We start from the raw sequence: 23,244 nt of genomic DNA on the forward strand, positions 1-23,244 counted from the left end.
CCGCCGCGGCGGCCGCTGCAACACGGGCCGCGACGAAATCGGTGGGATGGCGCAGTCGATGCCGTCCCACACCGGAGCGGGAACGGCATGGCGAATGATGTCGTGGTCAGAACCACACGCCGGAGAGCGTCTGGCTGAGGGAAACGGATCGATAATGCAGCGACATTTCCGAGGCCTGCCAAAGCCAATGCTCGCGATCATCGTCACCATCGGCCTGGCGACGCTCGCCGGCTGCGCCACGCGGCCATCGCCTGAGGTCTTGACGCCTGTTCATCTGAGCGAGCCGGCCCGTTCGGAAACGGCGCCGGACAGGGTGAGCGTGCTCGTCGCGACTAACAGAACCCCCGATCGCGTGCGGGGCGGGTTCGACAGCACATGGGCCGAGAAGCTGACCTATGAGCAATACGCGTTCTCGGTTCCTCCCGGGAGAAAGGATACCGCGATCACCTATCCCAAGGCAAAGCTGGATCCGGTGCGGCAATTTGCCGTCGTCAAGCGCAGCCAGCTGCCGAGCGATGCTTTCGTGCAGCAGGCGCTCGCCTCCGTGCAGCCCGACGGCACCGTCGGCATCTTCGTCCACGGCTACAACTACAGTTATCAGGAGGCACTTTACCGCACCGCGCAGATTGCCGCCGACGCGAAGATCCCGGGCGCTCTGATTCTGTTTTCCTGGCCTTCGGCGGCATCCGTCGCCGGATATGTCTCCGACCGCGACGCTGCGCTTTCCTCGCGCAGCGAACTCGATTCTCTCGTTACATCTCTCTCGGCATCGGGCAAGGTGAAGCGCGTCATCCTGTTCGGGCACAGCATGGGGGGGTTCCTAGTGATGGAAACGGTGCGAGAGCTCAAGCTGCAGCATCGCGACGCCGTGATCGGCAAGCTGGCGGTGGTGCTCGCCGCTCCAGACATCGACGTCGATGTCTTCCGGTCGCAGCTGAAGGACATCGGTCCAATGCCGAACCCGATCTCCCTTCTGGTTTCCAAGGACGACCGGGCGCTTGTGGCCTCAAGCTTCATCGCCGGCGAACGGGCGCGCGTTGGCCGCCTCGATATCGACGATCCCGTCATCCAGGAGGCGGCCTTCCAGGCGAGGCTCCGGGTCATCGACATTACCTCGATCAAGACCTCCGACGGGTTGGGCCACGACCGCTACGCATCGCTCGCGAAGTTCGGCGCCCAGCTTGCTTCCTTCGAGAGCGGCAGGCGGTCGACCGCCGGCGATGTCGGCGCCTTCGTCTTCGATGCCGCAGGCGCTGCAGTCGCAAGCCCGTTTCGCCTGGCAGGACGTGTCGTTCGCTCGCAATAGAGCGGTTTGCTCCAAGTCGGGAGCCTGTACATCCTGATCATCAGGATTGTGTACAATGTGACTATTAAATTGTCAGATGCCTAAATGAAGCGCAGACTTTCATCGTGGCCGAGTCGGCCACTGGGGACATGGGAGGGCATTATGAGCATTCAAAATCCGTCTCCCTCGTTGTACAACGAGGATCTTGCGCCCGCGGAGCAGCGTAAGTGGGGCGCATTCAGCATCTTCAACGTCTGGACGTCGGACGTCCATAGTCTTTGGGGCTACTATCTGGCGGCAAGCTTGTTCTTGCTCTGCGGCAGCTTCGTGAACTTCGTCATCGCCATTGGCATCGGCTCTCTCGTCATCTTCTTCCTGATGAGCCTTGTCGGCAATGCCGGCGTGCGCACCGGCGTACCCTTTCCGGTTCTGGCGCGCGCCTCCTTCGGCACGTTCGGCGCCAATGTTCCGGCGCTCGTCCGGGCGGTGGTCGCCTGCTTCTGGTACGGCGCGCAGACCGCCGCCGCATCCGGTGCGATCGTTGCCTTGTTGATCCGCAACGACAGCCTGCTCGCCTTCCATCAGAACAGCCACATGCTCGGACATTCGACCCTCGAACTCATCTGCTACATCATCGTCTGGGCGCTGCAGCTGCTGATCATTCAGCGCGGCATGGAAACCGTCCGCAAGTTCCAGGATTGGGCGGGTCCTGCCGTCTGGATCATGATGCTGATCCTCGCCGTCTATCTGGTCGTCAAGTCAGGCACCTTCTCCTTCGGTTCAGAAATCCCGCGTGACGTGCTGATCGAAAAGACCAAGGACGCGGGCGTGCCGGCCGAGCCAGGCTCGATTGCGGCACTTGCCGCCGTGGCGGCCACCTGGATCACCTATTTCGCCGCGCTCTATCTGAACTTCTGCGATTTCTCGCGTTACGCGACGAGCGAAAAGGCGCTGCGGAAGGGCAATCTCTGGGGTCTGCCGATCAACCTCCTGGCATTCTGCCTCGTCGCAGGTGTCACGACCACGGCCGCCTTCACCGTATACGGTGAAGTCCTGCTGCATCCGGAAATGATCTCGGCGAAATTCGACAGCTGGTTCCTGGCGCTGCTTGCGGCGCTGACATTCGCGGTTGCAACGCTCGGCATCAACGTCGTGGCAAACTTCGTCTCGCCGGCCTTCGATTTCGCCAATGTCTTCCCGCGCCAGATCAACTTCAAGCGCGGCGGATATATCGCCGCTTTGATCGCCCTCGTGCTCTATCCGTTTGCTCCCTGGGAGACGGGTGCTGCGCATTTCGTCAACTTCATCGGTTCGACGATGGGGCCGATCTTCGGCATCATGATGGTCGACTATTATCTCATCCGGAAGAGCCAGTTGAACGTCGAGGCGCTCTACCGGGAGAATGGCGAATTCCGGTTCCAGAATGGATGGCACGGCAATGCCTTCATCGCATTTGCGGTGGGGGCGCTGTTCTCGTCGATCCTGCCGACCTTCACCTCCATCCTGCCGGATTGGTGGGGCACCTACGGCTGGTTCTTCGGCGTCGCCATCGGCGGGGCGATCTATTTCGTGCTGAGAATGGGCGCTCGGCGCAATCCGGCCTTCGCCTCATGACGAAACAAAGGCGCCTGGCCGTCGCCGGGCGCCTTCATGTTCTGTCAGAAGCGGATGCATGTTTTGCGAAATGGCATTATGATCGGCGCAACGCCTGACCGGCGTTTGTTGCGGATACGTGATCCGCGGGACGGGGAGGACGGCAGGATTTGGAGCGGCTGAAGGATCTGGACAGTGTTTCCGCGCGGGTCGGCAGCGGGTCGGCGTCGCCTCCTTATGAGCGGCGCGGCGTCGTGGCCGCGGCCGTCTACGAGCATGGGCAGCGTATTCGCGACATCAGGATAGAGGAAGCCGGCGAGTGGCGAAGCCGGGAGAATGCCATCGTCTGGATCGGCCTGCACGAGCCGGATGAAGTGCTGCTGCACCAGATCCAGGCCGAGTTCAATCTGCATCCGCTAGCGATCGAGGACGCGGCGCAGCCCCACCAGCGCCCGAAGCTGGAAATTTACGGCGAGGCGATGTTCATCGTCGCCCGCACCGCCCATATGAAGGATGGCGAAATCATCTTCGGCGAAACGCATCTCTTCGTCGGCCGCGGTTACGTCGTGTCCGTTCGTCACGGCGAATCCTCGTCTTATCTTGCGGTCAGGCAGCGGTGCGAGGCGACGCCCGCCGCCCTTGCCCACGGCGAGAACTACATCCTCTATTCCATCCTCGATTTCATCGTCGACAACTACATGCCTGTCATCGAGGTGGTGCAGGAAGAGGTCGAGATGCTTGAGGATCTCGTGCTGCGCGAACAGCTGGGAAAATCCGACATCGAGCGGCTTTACATGCTGCGGCGCAAGCTTCTGCGGCTGCGCAACGCCGTGGTGCCGCTCGTCGACGTCTGCCGACGATACGAGCATATCGATCTTCCCGGCATGGATCCGACGCTGCAATCGCTGTTTCGCGATGTCACCGATCACGTGCGCCGGGTTCAGGAAGATATCGATGCATTGCGCGAGGTGCTCGCCTTCGCCTTCGAAGCCAGCGTCATGATCGGCCAGACGGAACAGACGGCGATCGCCCGCAAGCTCGCCGCCTGGGCGGCGATCCTCGCCGTTCCCACCGCGATCGCCGGCATCTACGGCATGAATTTCAGCGATATGCCGGAATTGAAATTCCAGTATGGCTATTTCGTCGTATTGGGCGTCATCGCTGTCCTGTGCCTCAGCCTTTTCGGCTTCTTCCGCCGGCGAAAATGGCTTTAGTCAGGACAGCGCTTTCAACAGCCGATTTCGGTGCATGCCGATATAGCCGATGTCGTTCAGATAACGCCTGGCGTCTCCTGCATCGACGTCTTCCGCAAAGGTCTCGTCTCCGGCGGCGGCACTTGCCAGCATGAACTCGACGAGGGCTTGAAGCCGCCTGCAGATCATCTCGGGAAGCCCATGCCGTTCTTCCGTCGTCGCGCCATAGGCGTTGCAGAAGATTTTCGCCCGCCGCAGCTGGTCGTCCAGACCGAATCCCACCGAGGGGTTGGCAGGATCGGAGAGGGGCGCCCAGCGATAGACCGCATAGGCGAGATCCCAAAGGGGCGGGGCGGGATGGGCAGTGTCGAAATCGATGATCCCGACAGCCTCCTCATTGACGGTCGCCACATTATAGGGCGCATAGTCTCCGTGACAGACGATCTCACGTGGCTCCTGCGGCGGCAGCATCCATATCTGAGCATCGTCATCCAATTCCAGAAAGCCTTGAGATGCAGTATGAAAATCGCGCAGAAGTCTCGCTGCTGACATCAGCATGCGCTCCGATCCGACAAGGGGATCACTGAGGTCTTCACAGACGCGCCCTGCGACGTAGCTGACGACTTCCTGATCGTCGGCGGTAATTTGAATGGGCTGCGGAGCCGCCGAAAAGCCTTTGCTTCCGAGATGGCGCAAGAACCGGTGCGTGGTCGGCGTCCATGCGCCGGACGGTCTGATGACGGTATCCCCGTCGCGCCAGATCTGTCCGGTTCGCCCGCCCTCCAATAATTTCACGCATGGCCTCCAGATTTCAGTTTTTCGATGTGGGCCTGAACCGTAGCGGCAAGATTCGTCTCATGGCAGTTCCGGTAGAACGCCGCCGTATCCAAAGGCATCCCGTCGGGAATGGCGACGAAGTCGTCAAGACGGAAACCACTTGTACTGCCGAGTTCAGGGTCAGCCAGCTGGCTTTCACTCAGGCCGCCGATGCGAACAGCCAGGGCTTCGAAATAAGCAAGGTTCTCATCCACTACCGAAGGTGAAGATGACCTGCCGTGCGCGGGAATGACCAGTTTCGCATCAAGGTCACGGATCCGTCTGAGCGAGGAACGGATCTGGCGAAGATCATCGGCACTCCTGCTCCAGACTTCGGGAATGGGATATTCCACCGCGTCGACGGCCAGGCAGATGCGGAGTTCCGGAATCCAGACGGCGATATGGTCAGGCGTGTGTCCCGGCGTATGAATGAGTTCCAGCGTCAGATCGCCGCCGTGCAGGACCATCGAGCCGGAGAAGGTGATATCCGGGCCGATGAGCTCGACATTTGCAAACCGCGTTTCCTGGCTCGCCTTGTCCTTCAGGATCTGCTGCGTGGAAGCATCACGCAGACGGTCGAGAGCTGCGGCATGCGCAATGATCGGAGCACGCCCTGAAACCGCAGAGTTTCCCCAGAAATGGTCCCAATCCATATGCGAATTGACGACGATCAGCGGGCGATCCTCGCCTCTGTCGCCAAGCAGATCCAGCGCCATCCGGCACAGCTCGGGCGTGCCGAGCGTATCGATCAGGACATTGAACCTCTCGGTCCGCACAAACACGGCATCGACCTCGTCTCCCGCCCGGAGGATTATGATGCGCTCGTCAAGTCCGGGATAGGAGCACAATTCTACCGCTTGGTTCACGTCTGCCCGCCTTCGTTGCAATCGCAGTGATATTGTCTACTACCTCAAATCTCGTCTGAATGCTCGCCCTCTAAGGGCTCCCCGATGTCCGCTCCACCGGCACTGGCACATCCCACCGTTCCATCACGGCGTTCGGCACGGTCGCGCAGGTCACCATCACACTGGGCTTCGAGCGGCCGAGGCTCTTCGGCGTCCATTGCGCCTGGAGCGGAACGACGCATCGGGGAACCAGCACCTTCGCGTTCGGTTCCAGCACGTCCCAGCGCTCGTGACCCTTGGCGTTCTCCTGCGTGATGAAACGCCTGCCTCCTCGCGGATTTCGAACAGGCCGTGCTTATCAGGTGTCGAGTGGTCGGTCTCGATGCTCCAGGAGGCGAGGAAGGGTATGCAAGCCGTGAGGGCGGTAATGACGACTATTGATCGAAGCATTGATGGGCTCTAACCGCTCGATGATTTCTGGATCGGAAACAGTCAGAGGATCTTTTAGCGCATGGCGGCAATATCTCTACCGGCAAATCCCAAGACTTCCTTCTCTCGTTGAGCGCGACGACCTGGCTGATGATGTCGTCTCCCGTCCCGCATGCCCCATGCAGCCGTGAATTGACGGTTTGAGTGGAACAACCTCCGCCAAAGGAAGTTTGCCTGAAAAGCAACTCGAGGCGGCGGCCGATGTTACTCTCTGCGAAGCAGGGTGCTTTCAGCACCCCACCCCGGATCTATTATGTCAACCCGCTACTTCTCCAAGGTATCGATGCATGGCGCGAGGTTTTCGGCCATGCGGCGGATACCGGCTTTGATTATGTTCTGACGGCGCCGCTCTTCGACCGAGGCGGGAACTGCAGCGTCTTTACCTTCCGGGATTTCGATCGCCTCGATTCTGAATTGCAGCTCGGAAGCGAGGTCGATGATGGGATATCGCGCTTGGCGGAGGCCGCGGAGAAGAGCGGCGTCGGCCTGATGATGGACCTGATGCTCGACGGGAAAGTCGGCGATGCGCAAGCGGGCTTTCGTCCGGTCGATCCTCGACGCTCGCCGCTTGATCCGGCGGAGCCGATGAACACGATCGGGTCCGAGCGGCAATTGCGTTTGTTGGGGGAGTGGACCGAACGGCTATGGCGGCTGTCCGGGCTCGGCCTCTCCGGCTACCGGGTGCTCGGGATCGACCGCGCCGCACCATCGCTTTTCAAATCGCTGATCGCTGCGGTGCGCGAGAAGGCTGACGCTCAATTTCTCGCCTGGACGCCCGGCACCGATTTTGCGGTAAGAAGAGCGATCGCCGATGTAGGCTTTTCAGGATGTTTTTCATCGATGGCCTGGTGGGATCTCGACGAGAGATGGTTCGTTGAGGAGCACCGCGTCCAGGAGGCGCTCGGCTGGCAGGTTGCCTTTCCCGAACCGCCCTTTGCCAGGCGGATCGCGCATGGGACCGAGAGCCGTGAAATCCTCGAGCGGCGTGCCGTCAGAGCGCTGCGGCTTGCCGCCTCGCTCGGCGGTGGTCTCATGGTTCCGATCGGTTTCGAATATGGTGCGGCGACACCGCTCGATCCGACCCATGGCGACGGTTCCGGGCTGCGGAGGCTGCGCCATGATCTCGCCTTCGACATCTCCTCCGAAATACGCGTCGCCAATGCCGAGATCGGCAGGTCCGGCCACGCGCGCGCTCCATCGCTTCGCCTGATCCGCAACGCCAATGGGCCGGTTTCGGCGCTTGTGCAATCCGAGGAGCAGGATCTTCGCAGCGCATCGAATGTGCGGTTCGTCCTGATTAACAAGGACCTCAGGAGAAGCGCTTCCGCACCAATGACGGCCCTTCGCGAAGCTGCCTCCGGTTATCTTCCCGTCGCCGCCGATGCGGTCCTGCGCTTGCGGGCAGGGGAAATGCGGATCATCGAAGCCAAAGCGCCCGAGCCGATCGCATCCCGGCCAGCTATCGACGTTGAGCAGGCAATCGCTTCGCCGCGGCTTGCCATCGAAAACATCATGCCTCGGGTCGATGACGGACGATTTCCCGTAAAGCGTGTCGTCGGCGAAACCGTCACAGTCGAGGCCGATATATTCGCCGACGGCCACGACCCGATCGCCGCCGTGCTGCTCTGGCGGCCGCACGATGCCATGGCGGAGTGGAACGAGACGGAGATGCAGTTGGTCGAGAACGACCGCTGGCGTGCCGAATTCCTGCTGGAACGCGTCGGGCGCTATGAATTCGCGGTCGAAGCGTGGAAGAACCCGTTCGCGATCTTCCGCTACGAGCTGACCAAGAAGAACGATGCCAGGCTGGACCTGAAACTGGAGCTGCAGGAAGGATTGGACCTCGTCCGCGCCGCAAAAGCCGAAGCGCAGGCGGCACTCAGCGCAGAGTTGCAGGCGCTCATCGACAGTCTTGAAAACGCTTCCGATGCCGAGCGCACGGCGATCTTGCTCGACCCCGAGACAGCCGAGTTGATGAAACGGGCCGATAAGCGGCCTTTCCGGCTTCGCTCCACGGCAAGCGCCGTCGATGCCGAACGCAAGTCGGCGGCCTTCGCCAGCTGGTACCAGATCTTCCCGCGTTCGCAAAGCGGCGATCCGAACCGGCACGGGACCTTTGACGACGTCATCCCGAGACTGCCGGATATCCGCGGCATGGGCTTCGACGTGCTCTATTTCCCGCCGATTCATCCGATTGGAACGACCAACCGGAAGGGGCGCAACAACAGCCTGAAGGCAGCACCCGGCGATCCGGGAAGTCCTTATGCCATCGGCTCCGAGGAGGGCGGCCATGATGCAATTCATCCAGAGCTTGGCGATTTCGAGGATTTCGGCCGGCTGGTCGAGGAGGCGGGCCGGCATGGGCTGGAGATCGCACTCGACCTTGCGATCCAGGCTTCGCCGGATCATCCCTGGCTGACGGAGCATCCCGGCTGGTTCGATTGGAGGCCCGATGGCACGATCAAATATGCGGAGAACCCGCCGAAAAAATACGAGGACATCGTCAATGTCGATTTCTATACGAAAGACGCGCTGCCCTCTCTGTGGGTGGAACTTAGGGATATTGTCCAGCTTTGGGTCGACCAGGGCGTCAAGCTGTTTCGGGTCGACAATCCGCACACCAAACCCTTCCCGTTCTGGGAATGGCTGATCGGCGATATCAGGGCGCGCCACCCCGAGGTCGTCTTCCTGTCGGAAGCCTTCACCAAGCCGAAGGTCATGTACCGGTTGGCGAAGATCGGCTTCTCCCAGTCCTATACCTATTTCACCTGGCGCAATACCAAGTGGGAGCTCGAGCAATATATGCGGGAGCTCACCGAGACGGCGCCGAAGGAATTCTTCCGCCCGCATTTCTTCGTCAATACCCATGACATCAATCCGGATTTTCTGCAGAACGCGCCGCGCCCGGCCTTTCTGATCCGCGCGGCATTAGCCGCGACGCTTTCCGGACTGTGGGGCGTCTATAACGGCTTCGAACTCTGCGAGGGGCGTCCCGATGCCAAGCGCAAGGAATATGCCGACAGTGAGAAATACGAGATTCGCGCCTGGGATTACGACAGGCCGGGCAACATCATCGCCGAAATCCGGATGTTGAACCGCATCCGGAACGAAAACACCGCGCTGCATTCGCATCTCGGGCTGACGCTGCTGAACGCGTGGAATGACAATATCCTGTTCTTCGAGAAGGCGAGCCGCGCCCGCGACAATGTCCTGCTGATCGCGATCAGCCTCGATCCCCACAATTTTCAGGAGAGCAATGTCGAGCTGCCTCTGTGGAAATGGGGGCTTGGGGACGGCGGCGCGCTCGACGCCGAGGATTTGGTCACGGGGCACCGGTTCAGGTGGAACGGCAAATGGCAGAGAGTGAGTTTCAATCCTCAGATCCTGCCCTTTGCGATCTGGCGCGTTCGCGCAGCGGAGGCATGAATGGACACGATGAATCCCGGTAGCGTCGACCCGCTGCTCTGGTACAAGGATGCGATCATCTATCAGTTGCACATCAAGTCGTTCTACGACGCCAATGGCGATGGTGTTGGCGATTTTGCCGGACTGCACCAGAAGCTAGATCACATCGCAGCGCTCGGCGTCAACGCCATCTGGCTTTTGCCTTTCTTTCCCTCACCGCGCCGCGACGACGGATACGACATCGCCGACTACGGCAATGTCAGCCCGGATTACGGGACCATGGAGGATTTCCGCGCCTTTGTTGATGCCGCCCATCAGCGAAATATCCGCGTCATTATCGAGCTCGTCATCAACCATACCTCCGACCAGCATCCCTGGTTCCAGCGCGCACGCCATGCACCTGCGGGATCGCCGGAGCGGGATTTCTATGTCTGGTCAGATAGCGACCAGAAATTCCCGGAAACGCGCATCATCTTCCTCGACACGGAGAAATCGAACTGGACGTGGGATTCGGTCGCCGGCGCCTATTATTGGCACCGCTTCTATTCTCACCAGCCCGATCTCAATTTCGACAGCCCGCTGGTTATGGAGGAGCTGCTGAAGGTGATGCGCTTCTGGCTGGAGACCGGCATCGACGGTTTCCGCCTCGACGCAATTCCGTACCTCGTCGAGCGCGAGGGGACGATCAACGAAAATCTGCCCGAGACCCATGCGATCCTCAAGCGCATCCGTGCCGCTCTCGACGCCACTCATCCCGGCGTGATGCTGCTTGCGGAGGCCAATCAGTGGCCCGAGGACACGCGGGAATATTTCGGCGAAGGCGACGAATGCCACATGGCGTTCCACTTCCCGCTGATGCCGCGCATGTATATGGCGATCGCCAAGGAAGACCGCTTCCCGATCACCGACATCCTGCGTCAGACGCCTGAAATCCCGGAGAATTGCCAGTGGGCGATCTTCCTGCGCAATCATGACGAGCTGACGCTTGAGATGGTCACCGACGCGGAGCGGGACTATCTGTGGGAGACCTATGCATCCGACAAGCGCGCCCGCATCAATCTCGGCATCAGGCGGCGCCTTGCGCCGCTGATGGAGCGCGACCGCCGGCGCATAGAGCTGATGAACGCGCTGCTTCTGTCAATGCCGGGAACGCCCGTGATCTATTATGGCGATGAGATCGGCATGGGCGACAACATCTATCTCGGCGACCGCGACGGGGTGCGGACGCCGATGCAATGGTCGCCCGACCGCAATGGCGGCTTCTCCCGGACGGATCCGGCGCGACTCGTCCTGCCGCCGATCGCCGATCCGCTCTACGGTTTCGAGGCCGTCAATGTCGAAGCCCAGAGCACCGACGCGCATTCGCTGCTCAACTGGACGCGAAAGATGCTGGCGTTGCGTGGCCGGCATCCGGCCTTCGGACGCGGATCGCTGCGTTTCCTGTCGCCTGAGAACCGCAAGATCCTGGCCTATCTTAGGGAATATAACGGCGAGACGCTGATGTGCGTCGCAAACCTCTCGCGACTGCCCCAGGCGGTCGAGCTCGACCTCTCGGCCTTCGAGGGCCGCGTGCCGATCGAACTAACGGGCATGTCGCCGTTTCCACCGATCGGGCAACTGACCTATCTCCTGACACTGCCGCCCTATGGCTTCTTCTGGTTTCAGCTGGAGGCCGATGCCGATCCGCCGGCATGGCGCACTGCTCCACCCGAACAGCTTCCCGATCTCGTGACGATGGTGATCCGCCGCGGTCTGCTCGACCTGGTCGATGAGCCGCGGTTAGGACGCGTCCTTAGCAACGAAATTCTGCCCGCTTATCTCGCCAAGCGGCGCTGGTTCGGGGCGAAGGATCAGCCGCTTCAGGCGGCTCGGCTGATCTCGGCAACGCCGATCCCCTATGCCGAGGGGATCGTTCTCGGCGAATTGGAGGTGGATCTGCCGGATCACAGCGAATCCTATCAGTTGCCGCTGGCGGTCGCCTGGGATGATGCGCAACCCTCCGCTCTGACGCAGCAGCTCGCCCTCGGGCGGGTTCGTCAGGGCAGGCGGGTCGGCTTCCTGACGGATGGGTTCGCGATCGAGCCGATGGCGCGCGGCATCCTGCGCGGGCTGGCCGACCGCTCGCGCATCACCGGACGCACCGGCACACTCGAATTTCTCGGCACCGAGCGACTCGACCGCCTGCAGGTTACCGACGACATGCCGGTTCATTGGCTCTCGGCCGAGCAATCCAACAGTTCGCTGATCGTCGGCGACGTCGCCATGATCAAGCTAATCCGGCACATCTTCCCCGGCGTCCATCCGGAGGTCGAAATGACGCGGTTTCTGACCTGCGCGGGTTACGACCATACCGCGCCGTTGCTTGGCGAAGTAGCCCACACCGATTCCAGCGGCCGCCGCTCGACCTTGATCATCGTCCAGGGTGCGATCCGCAACCAGGGCGACGCCTGGAACTGGATGCTGAACAATCTGCGCCGCGCGGCCGACGAGCTCGTGTTGAACGATCCGGCGGTCGAGCCCGGCGACGATGTCTTTCAGCCGCTGATCAACTTCGTTGCCATGGTCGGCATGAGGCTTGGCGAATTGCACGTCGTGCTGTCCGGTGAAAATGCGGACGAGGCTTTCAGCCCTGTCGTCGCCGGCAACGATGAGGTCGAGGCGATCAAGAAGGCGGTGGCGGGCGAAGTCGCCTATGCCATGTCGAAACTGGCAGAACGCGAGGAAAATGCCGAGCCCGCGATCGATCAACTCGCCCGCCCGCTTCTGGAGCGCCGTTCCGAACTCATCGAGCTTGGCGCGCGTCTGGCGGAGAGCGCCCGCGGCGCGCTGATGACGCGCACCCATGGCGACTTCCATCTTGGCCAAATCCTGGTCAGCGAGGGTGACGCCGTCATTATTGACTTCGAAGGCGAGCCCGCCAAAAATCTCGCCGAACGCCGCGCCAAGACCGTTCCGCTCCGCGACGTCGCCGGACTTTTGAGATCGCTGAGCTATCTCGTCGCCACTGCCCAGCTCGACAATGACGCGGTCACCGAACACGAAAACGAGGTGCGCCGGGACGCGATCGCGCGTTTCGGGCGCAATGCCGAAGAGGCTTTTCTCGATGCCTATTGGCAGGCGGTCTCCGTATCGAGGGCGCTCGCCATGCCGACCGAACAAAGACGGAGGATTCTCGATGCCTTTCTTCTCGAAAAGGCAGCCTATGAAATCGCCTATGAGGCCCGCATCAGGCCGAAGTGGCTGCCGATCCCGCTTGCCGGCCTTGCCGAAATCGTATCGCGCTTGGCGAGGGTCGAGGCATGAATGTTGAACGCTCCGAACTTCTCGCCGGCATCGGGCATGATGCGCTCTGGGCCCTGATCGAGGGACGCCACGGCGATCCCTTCTCGATCCTCGGTCCGCATGAAAGCGGCGGCATGACGATCGTGCGCGTCTATCTGCCGGGTGCCGAAGGCGTCGATCTCATCGAAGCGGCGAGCGGCAGGGTGGTGACGCCCTTCAGCATCGCTCACCCCTCCGGCCTGTTTGCGGCGGCGATGGGTTCGAGGATGCCCTACCGGTTGCGGATCACGTGGCCGGATGGCGAGCAGATAACCGAGGACCCCTATAGCTTCGGGCTTCTGCTCGGAGAGCTCGATCTCCACCTGATCTCCGAGGGCACCCATTACAGCCTGAGCCGGACGCTCGGCGCGGTCGAAATGTCGGTCGACGACGTCGCGGGCGTCCGCTTCGCCGTCTGGGCGCCGAATGCCCGCCGCGTTTCAGTTGTCGGCGATTTCAACGCCTGGGACGGGCGACGAAACCCAATGCGGCTAAGGCAGCCGGCGGGCGTCTGGGAGCTGTTCGTGCCACGGCTGGCGCCTGGCGAGAGATACAAGTTCGAGATCATCGATCCGCATGGAAACTGCTTGCCGCAGAAAGCCGATCCGGTGGCGAGAGCGAGCGAAGCCGCCCCGTCCACCGCTTCGATCGTCGCATCCTCGACGCGATTTCGATGGACTGATGACAATTGGATGAAGGGCCGGTCGCGGCAGCAAAGACTGGAAGGGCCGATCTCCGTCTACGAGGTGCATGCCGGGTCCTGGCTGCGGGAGAATGGCGGGCGGTCGCTCGACTGGGTCGAGCTCAGCCAGCGGCTCGTTCCCTATGTTCGCGAGATGGGATTCACCCATATCGAGCTGCTGCCGATCATGGAGCACCCCTTCGGCGGCTCCTGGGGATATCAGCCGCTAGGCCTCTTCGCCCCGACCGGCCGTTATGGCACGCCTGAGGATCTCGCCTATTTTATCGACCGCTGCCATGGCGCCGGGATCGGCGTCATCCTCGATTGGGTGCCGGCGCATTTTCCCACCGACGTCTGGGGGCTCGCCCGCTTCGACGGCACCGCGCTCTACGAACACGAGGATCCGCGTGAGGGCTTTCATCGCGACTGGAACACGCTGATCTACAATCTCGGTCGCAATGAGGTGAAAGGCTTCCTGATCGCCAGCGCGCTCGAATGGCTCGAACGCTACCATATCGACGGATTGCGCGTCGATGCCGTCGCCTCGATGCTCTACCGCGACTACAGCCGCAACGAGGGGGAATGGATTCCCAACCGGTATGGCGGCCGTGAGAACCTGGAAGCGGTGGAATTCTTCAAGCACCTGAACAGCATCGTCCATGAGCGCTGCCCGCATGCGATGACGATCGCAGAGGAGTCGACCGCTTGGCCCGGCGTGACGAAACCGCCGGAAGAGGGTGGGCTCGGCTTCGACATGAAGTGGAACATGGGCTGGATGCATGACAGCCTGAGCTATATCGAGAAGGATCCGGTTTACCGGAGTTACCACCACGGCACGATGACCTTCAGCATGATCTATGCCTATTCCGAACGCTTCATTCTGCCGATTTCGCACGACGAGGTGGTCTACGGAAAGGGCTCGCTGCTCGGCAAGATGCCCGGCGACGAGTGGCAGAAGTTCGCCAACCTGCGCAGTTACCTCGCCTTCATGTGGGGCCATCCCGGCAAGAAGCTGTTATTCATGGGAAGCGAGATCGCTCAACCCGGCGAGTGGAACCATGACGCTTCGGTGAGCTGGGATGTGCTGGATCGGCCCGCGCATGCAGGAATCCAGCGGCTGGTCAAGGATCTGAACGGCTTTTACAAAGACGAGCCGGCCTTGCAGTTTGGCGATTTCCATCACCAAGGCTTCGAATGGGCGGCGGCTGATGACGCCGTGAATTCCGTCCTCGGCATGCTGCGGTATGCCCCTGACCGCTCCTCGTCGGTGCTCGTCGTCTCGAATCTCACGCCAGTGCCGCGCTATGGCTATAGGATCGGCGTGCCGCAGGATGGCGTTTGGATCGAGAAGATCACGACGGATGCGGGCGAATATGGCGGCTCGGGCCTCGTCAACGGCGCAGTGTCGAGCGAACCAGTATCTGCCCACGGGAGGCCGCATTCGCTCTCGCTGACGCTGCCGCCGCTGGCGACGATCTTTCTCAAGTCGCCTTGATAGGGCTTCGCCTCCTTCCGGTCATTCGTGCGGAGCCGGATGGATGAAGGGCCAGGGGCTTGCCTCCGATCCCTTTTCAACTGGAACTTCGATGAGGACGGGCTCGTCGAGTGCAAGGGCTTTCTCCAGCACGTCCCTTAATTCGCCGGGGCTCGTCGCCTTGAAGGATCGGATGCCGAAGCTTTCGCCGAGAGCGACGAAATCGGGATTGGTCAGATCCGAGCCGAGAGTGCGGCCCTTATAGGTCTGCTTCTGGTCGCGCAGCACATTGCCATAAGCGGAATTGTTGAACACGATGGCGACGACGGCGATCCTGTGCTGTACGGCGGTGGCAAGCTCCTGAACGCCGAACATGAAGCCGCCGTCACCCGAAACGGAGATCACGGCTTTGTCGGGATGGGCGACTTTCACACCCAAGGCGGTGTTGAAACCGAAACCAAGATTGTCCTGATAGCCGCATGTCACGTATCGGCGTGGACCATAGCTCGGGAAGGCAAAGCGGGCGGCAAAGCCCATCTGACTGATTTCCTCGACGAAGAAGCCGTCTCTCGGCAGGGCCTCGCGAATGGCTTCGAGATAGCCAAGCTGCGGCTGCACCGCCGAAAAACGAGACCTTGCTTCTTCATTGAGTTCGGTAAATTCACGTGTGCGATCCTCGCGGCCGGAACCGGCCAGCGCATCGATCAGCGCCTTCGTTCCATCCCTGGCGTCCGCGACGATACCGACATCCGGCTTGAGGCGGACCATTTCGGTCGGATCGATATCGATGCGGATGATCTTGAGCCCCTTGGGAACCCACTTCCAGCGCATGAACTGCAATTCGAGCCGGCTGCCGACCCCGATCAGCACGTCGACCTTCTTCCAATATTCATAGGCGGCGACGAAATTCAGATAGTTCGGATGGTCGTCGGGGACGATGCCCTTGCCGGAGCGATGCGATGTCACCGGTGCCTGCAGCAGTTCCGCAAGCGCGGCGATATCCGCGCCGGCATCCGCCGCGCCACCGCCAACCATGATCATCGGATTACTGGCGCTTGATATCAGCGCCGCCGCGGCCGCGATCTGATCGGGATTGATTGCCGGATGAGGCGCTCTCGCGTCAATGGGAATGTCGATTTCAGGGCCGGATTGTCCGAACACGTCCCAAGGGGCTTCAACCGCTCCCGGGCCCTGGCGGCCGGATAGCATCTTGGCGACGACCCCCGCCGTGATGACACCGGCTTCGGACTGGTGATTGATGCGTTCGGCCGTCTTGGCAATCCCGCGCATTGTCGTGAGTTGATCCGGCAGTTCGTGCAACTGTCCTCTGCCTCGGCCGATGAGCTGCGACAGGATGTTGCCGGTGACGCAGAGCACCGGCGCGTTGGCGCCGTAAGCGGTGCAGAGGGCCGCGCCCGAATTGAGAACGCCCGGGCCGGGCACGACGGTATAGGCGCCGATCCGGCCGGTGGATTTGGCATAGCCGTAGGCCATATAGGCCGCACCCTGTTCGTGCCTTGTATGGATGAACCGGATCTTGTCGCCGGCGTCATAAAGCGCATCGTTGAAATCATACATATGGGCGCCGGGGATGCCGAAGACCGTGTCGATCCCATGGGCGACAAGCGACCGGGTGATCGCCTGGCCGGTCGTTTCTTTCCTGCTCATTCGGAGGCTCCAACGGAGTGTTGATTTATTTACTTCAGGCAGCCTTCGGCCCTGAGCGCGGCGACGATGGCGCCGGCATCGGCGGGCTGCATGCCGGCAAGATTCATGCGGCCGGAATCCGCCATGTAGATGCCATGGTTTGCCCTGAGCGCGATCGCCGTTTCCTTACGCATGGAGAGATTGGAAAACAGGCCGCGCTGCCGGCGGATGAAGGCCAGTTCGGTCGAGGCAGCAGCCAGCGCCGCGCGATTGCCGTTAATGCGCTCGCACATTTCTTCGAGTTCGGCGCGCCACATTGCCGTCATTTCTGCGCTTTCGAGAATGGCCCTGACGACGGCAGCCCCATGATCCGGCGGCATGGACCAGTTGACGCGGGCAAGCGCCGCCATGTTGCTTTCCGCCTTTCTGACGTCATCGGCATTGCGAGCCACGACATAAAGTGCGCCGACGCGTTCGCGATAGAGGCCGAAGTTCTTGTCGCAGGAATAGGCGATCAGCGCCTCGTCGACCGCATCGAGGATCATGCGTGTCGGGGCGGCATCCTGTTCGAGGCCGTCGCCGAGCCCCTGATAGGCAAGATCGATGAAGGGCACCAGCCTGTGCTTGACGAGGAGGTCGGTAATCTTTCGCCACTGCTCGATGGTGAAATCGATGCCAGTTGGGTTATGGCAGCAACCGTGAAGCAGCACGACGTCGCCTTCCCCGGCGGAAGACAAGGCGGAGACGACGCTGTCGAATGTCACCTGCTGTGAAGGCAGGTCCACGAAGGCGTATTCCTTCACGTCCAAGCGCGCCGAAGCGAAAATCGGTGCATGGTTGGCCCAGCTCGGCGTTCCCAAAAAAACCTTTGCTGATGGGTTTGCCGTTTGAATGAGCTCCGCGCCGAGACGGAGCGCGCCGCTGCCGCCGGGCGTTTGAATACCGGCGAGCCGTTGGGCGAATTTCGGCGCGTTGCCGAAGATGATCGGCTCAAGCAGGCGCACGAATTGCAGATCGCCTTCGGGGCCGAGGTATTTCTTGCTGCCCTGGGTCTCCAGGAGAAACTGCTCCGCCGCCTTGACGGCCCGCATGACGGGCGTGCGTCCCATGCCATCGCGATAGACGCCGACGCCGAGGTCGATCTTTCCGGGACGATCGTCGGCCTGGAAGGCCTTGATGAGGGCGAGCAGGCTATCGGCCGGCCGGCTGTTCAGTTGGTCAAACACAGTTCCACCTCGCTTTTGCATTGTGGCTGGAGATTAACTGAACTGTCACGGCGAATTTCTGCGATTTTCACCCCTGGAGTCCGCGATCGTGCAGACAATCGGCGGAAGCGGCCTATAATGTGCAGAAAATCACCGTCTGGAGTGATGGTCATGCTTGATCCGTTCGATATCAAATTGCTCGCCGCCCTCCAGCAAAACAGCGAGATGACGCAGGGCGAGTTGTCCCAGAAGGTCAACCTGTCCGCCACTCAATGCGCGCGCCGTTTGGAAAGACTGCGCAAAGAGCAATATATCCAGAGCGTCGTCGCTATCCTCAATCCGGTGAAACTGGGTTTCACCGTCGTCGCACATACGCTCGTCAGCCTTCGAGCCCATACCGAAGGCGGAAACGAGCGGCTCCATCGTTTCATCGAGACTGCGCCGGAGATCCTGGAATGTTACTCGCAGACAGGCGACGCCGACTTTCTGATGAAGGTCATGACGCGTGACCTCGACCATCTCAGCCAGTTTCTCGAAAGAATGATCCGGGTCACCGACAATCTGGCGTCGGTCAAATCGAGCATCGTCCTCAAGACGATCAAAAAGACGACCGCTTTGCCGCTGCAGATCGTGACGTGAGAGCGGCCGTTCTCACCTGAGATAGTGGATATGCGGGCGCGAATGATGGGGGGAGGCTTCGATGCGGGCTTCGACCGAAAAGACCTCGCGCAGCAGCGCCTCGCTCAGCACATCCTCTGGCGCGCCTGACGCGACGATCCGGCCCTGCTGCATGATAGCAAGCTCGTCGCAGAACATGGCGGCATGGTTGAGATCATGCAACGCGACGATGCTGGTGATCGGCAGGCCGGAAACGAGCCGCATCAGGCCGATCTGGTGCTGGATGTCGAGATGGTTTGTCGGTTCGTCGAGGATGAGTTCCTGCGGCGACTGGGCAAGCGCCCTGGCGATGTGGGTGCGCTGCTTTTCGCCGCCCGATAGGCTCTGCCAGCGATCGTCGCGCTTCTCCGCCATGCCGGCACGCGCAAGTGCCGTCTCGACCGCCTCTTCGTCGGCCTTCGTCCAGCCGGAGAACATCGACCGGTGCGGGAAACGGCCGAGCTTGACGACGTCGACGACCTTGAGATTGGCGTTCGTCGTTGCGTGCTGCTCGACGAAGGCGATCCGCCGAGCGATCGAGCGGCGGCTGATCGTGCCGATATCGCTCCGGTCGAGTGTGACGCGGCCGGAATGCGGCCGCTTCAGGCCCGCGAGAAGCCGCAGCAGCGAGGTCTTGCCCGAGCCATTCGGCCCGAGCAAGCCGAGCATCCGGCCGGGCTGCGCCTCCATGGAGACGCCGTCCAGAATGGTCTTCCTGCCAATTTTCCAGGTGAGGTTGTCGGCCTTGATGCTCATGACGCGCGCTGGAACCGGTAGAGGATGATCGAGAAGAAAGGAACGCCGACCAGCGCCGTGACGACGCCGATCGGCAGGATTTGACCGGGAATGAGGGCGCGCGCGGCGATGTCTGCGAGGACCATAAAGATCGCTCCGCCGATGGCGCAGGCCGGCAGCAGACGGATATGCAGCGGCCCGACGACGAAGCGGGCGACATGCGGCACGACGAGGCCGACGAAGCCGATCGAGCCGACCATGCTGACGATCGTGGCGGTCATCATGGCAGTCAGCGCGAAGAGCACCATGCGGGCGCGCCCGACATTGACGCCGAGCGAGGATGCCGCCTCGTCGCCGAAAGCGAAGGCGTCGAGCACGCGGGCATAGAGCAGACAGGCGGCAAGGCCGAAACCGACGACCACCGAAACCAGCGCGAATTCCGGCCAGCGCACGCCGCCGAAACTGCCGAGCAGCCAGAACATGACGTCGCGGGCCTGCTGCGCATTGGCCGAGGTGGTGACGATATAGGAGGTCGAGGCGTTGAAGAGCTGCGACGCGGCGACACCGGCGAGAATGGTGCGGTCGGCGCCGCCGCGGGTGCCGTTCGACAGCAATGCGACGAAGAAGAAGGCTGCGAAGGCGCCGGCAAACGCGCCTGATGACAGCGATACCGCGCCCGAGCCGAGCCCGAGGATAACGATTGCGACGGCGCCGGTAGAAGCGCCGGCCGAGATGCCGAGCACATAGGGTTCGGCAAGCGGGTTGCGCAGCAGCGACTGCATGATGGCGCCAGACAGCGCCAGTCCCGCGCCGCAGACGGCGGCGACGAGCGCGCGGCTTAGGCGATAATCCCAGATGACAGTCTCATGAATGCGGTTCAGCTCGACCGCGGTCCATCCGAGCCGGTTGGTGACCGCCGAAAAGGTGGTCGCAAGCGGAATCGGCAGATCGCCGATCCCGACGCTGACGCCGATGGCGACAGCGATGAGGCAGAAGGAAGCGAGCAGCAGTGCGGTGACCGCTCCCAGCTGCCGGAAGAGACGGCCTGCGTCGGTCACTTCCGCAGACCGAGCGCCTTCAGCTGCTCGGCTACCTGCTCGGCGCCGTAGATCGTGCGGATGGTCGGGTTCATGGCCTGGCCGTCCATGACGACGAGAGCCTTGTTCTTGACGGCCGGAATCTGGCTGACGGCCGGATCGGAGTTCAGGAAGTTGATCTTGGCTTCGGGCTTGTCGAGCTCCCAGCGGTTGCGGTCGAGGCTGGCGACGACGATGACGTCGGGGTTGGAGGCGATGATGCCTTCCCAGCCGACGGTCGGCCATTCTGCGTCGGCGCTGATCGCATTATGTCCGCCGAGCAGATCGGCGATGAAGCCGGAGGCGCTGTTTTTACCACCAACATAGGCGTCGGCCGACGGGCTGGGGCTGGAAAACCAGAAGACGTAGGACAGGTTCTGGCCGTCCTTGGCAACGCTCCCGCGAAGCTTGGCTTCACGCGCCTTGAAATCGGCGATCAGCGCCTGGCCCCGATCGGCGACATCGAAAATCTGAGAGAGTTCGTCGATCTCCTTGTAGAGAAGATCCATGTTCCACAACTCGCGGCGGCTGCCGTACTGGTCCTTGACGTCCTTGGTGCTGAGGCAGGTGCTCGGCGAGAGGTAGGTTGAGACGCCGACCCTGTCGAAATCCTCGCGCTTGGCGATCTTGCTGTTGGGGCCGACCAGGCTTGGCAAGGCCACCGCCACGAAATCGGGATTTTCCGCGAGCATCGACTCGAAGGTCGGCATCTCGACGGTGAGAAGCTTGACCTTGGCATTTGCCTCGGCGAGCTGCGGCAGAACCTTGCTCGGCCAGAAGGCGGTGCCGACCATCTTGTCCTGAAGGCCGAGCAACAGCAGGATTTCCGCGCTGTTCTGGCCAAGCCCGATCGCCCGTTCGGGCGCCTTCTTGAAGGTCACCTCAGCGCCGCAGTTTTCGAGCGTCAGCGGGTAGGTGGTCGAGCCGGCAAATGACGGGGCCGCGGCAAGGCCGATTAGAGCGGAGAGGCCGCAGGCGGCCAGAAGTGATTTAAAGCAGATCACGTAGAAATCCCGGTGCGTGAGTTTATGGGCGGGGGTATAGCCACAGGAGGCGCAGGAAAACAAGACCAAACGGATCAACTTATCGCAGAAATCGACGGTGCTGGACACTGCGCCCAGTTAACTCGCCTGCCAGACCATGTCCTAAGTCCAGATACTGCTATCGTTTTCGAGAAACTTCCGGATCGCCTGCGAGAGAGCTTGTGGGTTCTCCTCGGCCACGTGATGGCCGCTGTCGATGCCGAAGCCGTGCACGTCCTCGGCCCAGTTTCGCCAGATAGCGACGGGATCGCCGTAGATCTGTTCCATATCGTCGCGCAACGACCAGAGGCACAGCATGGGGCAGATCACTTTCCGGCCGGTATCGCGGTCCTCGCGGTCGTGGCGGTGGTCGATACTGAGGCCGGCGCGGTAATCCTCGATCATCCCGTGGATCACGGCTGGATCGTGGATAATGTCGATAAGGTCGTCATAGGCCGGCCTTCCCATCAGTTCAGGCGAGAGTTTGTCGTACCATGCCAAGGGATCGGCCATGATCGCCCGCTCCGGCTTTTCCGGCTGAGCGAAGAAGAACCAGTGGTACCAGTCCCGGGCAAATTTCCAGTCGGCGCGTTCGAGATGCTCGATCACGGGGATGCCGTCGGCGATCACGAGTTTCTGCACGCGATCGGGATGGTCCATCGCCATGCGGAAGGCAGTCAGGCTTCCGCGGTCGTGGCCGACCACCGCGAAGTTTTCGTGCCCCAGTCGCCGCATCAGCGCGACCAGCGCTTCAGCCTTGGCGCGCTTCGAAGAGTTGCTACTGTCGGGAGCATCGGCCGGCTGGTAGGAGCGGCCGAAGCCGGGAAGGTCGGGGCAGACGACCGTGTAGTCGGGCGCCAGCAGCTCCGCCACCTTCCCCCAGGTCATATGCGTCCTGGGATGGCCGTGGAGGAGAAGAACGGCTGGTCCTGATCCGCCGTGTCGGACGCGAAGCGAACCCGGTCCGACGTCGACGGAATCGAGAGAAAAGCCTTGGAACATGGTCAGCTGAGCTTGCCCACGAGCTTGGCATAATCCGAAAATGTCGCCCCTTCGCCTTTGCTGCCGGCCTCGCCGGCAAGCTGCAGCACACGGATTGGAAATAGGATTGCCGCCAGGTTGGCGCCGGAGAGCTCATGGTCGTCGTCCTCCTCGATCGCCCTTTTGGCTTTCGAGAGCGCGGCATCGATTTCCGCGCGCGTAAGCAATTCCTTTTCGACGATCGCGTCGCATATCGAGGCCATTGCCATGATCAGGCCCTTGAGCTGCAGATTGGCGGTATTCATGAGAACTCCCGGGTGAAGAAAGGATTTCTAGTCCTGTTCGACCGGCCGGATTGTGTCGACCGAGACCGTGCCGTCTAGGATACCCCGCTTTATATCACGTCTGTCCCGATCGATCTCGATCACGGTGTAGAGTTTGTCGTCACGAAAGGCGCTGGCATTGGCCGTGGTGACATCTTCGGCAGGCGCCGCATCGACTTCCATGAAATCGAGCTCGCGTGCCGCGGCAACGATTCTGGCATCGCCCGGCGTCCGGGCGGCGACGACGATGGCGCCGTGATTGGGCGCATTGCCCCATCTGGGATCGTCGGGTTTGGCGATCGGCTCAAGCCGGTAGATGTTCAGCACCTCGCCGCCGGTTTCGGACGATGCCTCCGCCGCGGCATCCTGCATCTGCGCTTGGCTCTCGACCGACTTTCCGAAGGTCGTCGGGCTGGTCGCATTGTTCATCTCGTCTTTCCCTGTCCTTGAGACGTTCGACATGTCGTTCTCCTTGTCAGGACGGAAACGACGGCC

General features: G+C 61.5%; 17 protein-coding genes and 1 pseudogene. 7 read left to right on the forward strand and 11 right to left on the reverse strand.

Features of this window, described 5'->3' with window-relative positions; genetic code table 11:
* Positions 1 to 154 precede the first annotated feature (154 nt).
* From NMA58_RS26815 to NMA58_RS26825, 3 genes are all read left to right on the forward strand, one after another.
* Positions 155 to 1,306 carry an alpha/beta hydrolase gene (locus tag NMA58_RS26815; protein WP_434713887.1) on the forward strand — a complete coding sequence of 384 codons (1,152 nt, stop codon included), beginning with the start codon at positions 155 to 157 and terminating at the stop codon, positions 1,304 to 1,306.
* A 141-nt stretch (positions 1,307 to 1,447) separates the two neighbouring features.
* Positions 1,448 to 2,899 carry an NCS1 family nucleobase:cation symporter-1 gene (locus tag NMA58_RS26820; protein ID WP_434713888.1) on the forward strand — a complete coding sequence of 484 codons (1,452 nt, stop codon included), beginning with the start codon at positions 1,448 to 1,450 and terminating at the stop codon, positions 2,897 to 2,899.
* Positions 2,900 to 3,048: 149 nt separating this feature from the next.
* Positions 3,049 to 4,092 (forward strand): magnesium and cobalt transport protein CorA, encoded by a 1,044-nt coding sequence (locus tag NMA58_RS26825; RefSeq protein WP_430957377.1) that lies wholly within the window; start codon positions 3,049 to 3,051, stop codon positions 4,090 to 4,092.
* Here NMA58_RS26825 and NMA58_RS26830 read toward each other — a convergent pair whose 3' ends face one another.
* The 3 genes and pseudogenes from NMA58_RS26830 to NMA58_RS26840 all read right to left on the reverse strand — a co-directional run bounded on the left by NMA58_RS26830 (position 4,093) and on the right by NMA58_RS26840 (position 6,182).
* The gene (locus NMA58_RS26830) at positions 4,093 to 4,866 is read right to left on the reverse strand and encodes a phosphotransferase enzyme family protein (protein ID WP_434713889.1); all 774 of its coding nucleotides are present in this window, start codon (positions 4,864 to 4,866) and stop codon (positions 4,093 to 4,095) included.
* Positions 4,863 to 5,753, reverse strand: coding sequence for an MBL fold metallo-hydrolase (locus NMA58_RS26835; RefSeq protein ID WP_221138260.1), 891 nt, complete (start codon positions 5,751 to 5,753; stop codon positions 4,863 to 4,865). The genes NMA58_RS26830 and NMA58_RS26835 overlap by 4 nt, the downstream gene beginning before the upstream one ends.
* Before the next feature lie 70 nt (positions 5,754 to 5,823).
* Positions 5,824 to 6,182, reverse strand: a pseudogene (locus tag NMA58_RS26840) (hypothetical protein).
* A gap of 240 nt (positions 6,183 to 6,422) precedes the next feature.
* Between NMA58_RS26840 and NMA58_RS26845 the strand changes: the two are divergent.
* Genes NMA58_RS26845 through glgB form a run of 3 tightly spaced genes read left to right on the forward strand, consistent with a single transcriptional unit; the run spans position 6,423 to position 15,124 of the window.
* Positions 6,423 to 9,647 (forward strand): alpha-1,4-glucan--maltose-1-phosphate maltosyltransferase, encoded by a 3,225-nt coding sequence (locus NMA58_RS26845; RefSeq protein ID WP_434713890.1) that lies wholly within the window; start codon positions 6,423 to 6,425, stop codon positions 9,645 to 9,647.
* Positions 9,648 to 12,929, forward strand: a complete 3,282-nt coding sequence (gene treS, locus NMA58_RS26850) for a maltose alpha-D-glucosyltransferase (protein ID WP_434713891.1) — start codon at positions 9,648 to 9,650, stop codon at positions 12,927 to 12,929.
* The gene (gene glgB / locus NMA58_RS26855) at positions 12,926 to 15,124 is read left to right on the forward strand and encodes a 1,4-alpha-glucan branching protein GlgB (RefSeq protein ID WP_434713892.1); all 2,199 of its coding nucleotides are present in this window, start codon (positions 12,926 to 12,928) and stop codon (positions 15,122 to 15,124) included. The genes treS and glgB overlap by 4 nt, the downstream gene beginning before the upstream one ends.
* Positions 15,125 to 15,145: 21 nt before the next feature.
* Here the strand turns inward: glgB and NMA58_RS26860 are convergent, their stop codons facing one another.
* Together NMA58_RS26860 and NMA58_RS26865 are read right to left on the reverse strand one after the other, a co-directional pair.
* Positions 15,146 to 16,771 (reverse strand): thiamine pyrophosphate-dependent enzyme, encoded by a 1,626-nt coding sequence (locus tag NMA58_RS26860; protein WP_434713893.1) that lies wholly within the window; start codon positions 16,769 to 16,771, stop codon positions 15,146 to 15,148.
* A gap of 29 nt (positions 16,772 to 16,800) precedes the next feature.
* Complete coding sequence (locus NMA58_RS26865; protein WP_434713894.1) at positions 16,801 to 17,976, reverse strand: amino acid aminotransferase; 1,176 nt, start codon at positions 17,974 to 17,976, stop codon at positions 16,801 to 16,803.
* Positions 17,977 to 18,126: 150 nt separating this feature from the next.
* On the opposite strand from NMA58_RS26865, the gene NMA58_RS26870 reads away from it, so the two are divergent.
* Positions 18,127 to 18,594 (forward strand): Lrp/AsnC family transcriptional regulator, encoded by a 468-nt coding sequence (locus NMA58_RS26870; protein ID WP_221127112.1) that lies wholly within the window; start codon positions 18,127 to 18,129, stop codon positions 18,592 to 18,594.
* A 12-nt stretch (positions 18,595 to 18,606) separates the two neighbouring features.
* Here the strand turns inward: NMA58_RS26870 and NMA58_RS26875 are convergent, their stop codons facing one another.
* The 6 genes from NMA58_RS26875 to NMA58_RS26900 form a co-directional block, all read right to left on the reverse strand.
* Positions 18,607 to 19,368 carry an ABC transporter ATP-binding protein gene (locus NMA58_RS26875; RefSeq protein ID WP_434713895.1) on the reverse strand — a complete coding sequence of 254 codons (762 nt, stop codon included), beginning with the start codon at positions 19,366 to 19,368 and terminating at the stop codon, positions 18,607 to 18,609.
* Positions 19,365 to 20,405 carry a FecCD family ABC transporter permease gene (locus NMA58_RS26880; RefSeq protein WP_434713896.1) on the reverse strand — a complete coding sequence of 347 codons (1,041 nt, stop codon included), beginning with the start codon at positions 20,403 to 20,405 and terminating at the stop codon, positions 19,365 to 19,367. Before NMA58_RS26880 ends, NMA58_RS26875 begins: the two co-directional genes overlap by 4 nt.
* The gene (locus NMA58_RS26885; protein WP_434713897.1) at positions 20,402 to 21,427 is read right to left on the reverse strand and encodes an ABC transporter substrate-binding protein; all 1,026 of its coding nucleotides are present in this window, start codon (positions 21,425 to 21,427) and stop codon (positions 20,402 to 20,404) included. Before NMA58_RS26885 ends, NMA58_RS26880 begins: the two co-directional genes overlap by 4 nt.
* Positions 21,428 to 21,568: 141 nt before the next feature.
* On the reverse strand, positions 21,569 to 22,447 hold the full coding sequence (locus NMA58_RS26890) for an alpha/beta fold hydrolase (protein WP_434713898.1): 879 nt from the start codon (positions 22,445 to 22,447) through the stop codon (positions 21,569 to 21,571).
* A 2-nt stretch (positions 22,448 to 22,449) separates the two neighbouring features.
* A complete protein-coding gene (locus NMA58_RS26895) occupies positions 22,450 to 22,731 on the reverse strand; it encodes a hypothetical protein (RefSeq protein ID WP_221112738.1) in 282 nt (93 codons plus the stop codon).
* Positions 22,732 to 22,758: 27 nt separating this feature from the next.
* A complete protein-coding gene (locus NMA58_RS26900) occupies positions 22,759 to 23,211 on the reverse strand; it encodes a hypothetical protein (RefSeq protein WP_434713899.1) in 453 nt (150 codons plus the stop codon).
* Between the last annotated feature and the right edge of the window lie 33 nt (positions 23,212 to 23,244).

Source organism: Rhizobium sp. YTUHZ045 (genome assembly GCF_051124255.1).
Taxonomy (GTDB): Bacteria; Pseudomonadota; Alphaproteobacteria; order Rhizobiales; family Rhizobiaceae; genus Rhizobium.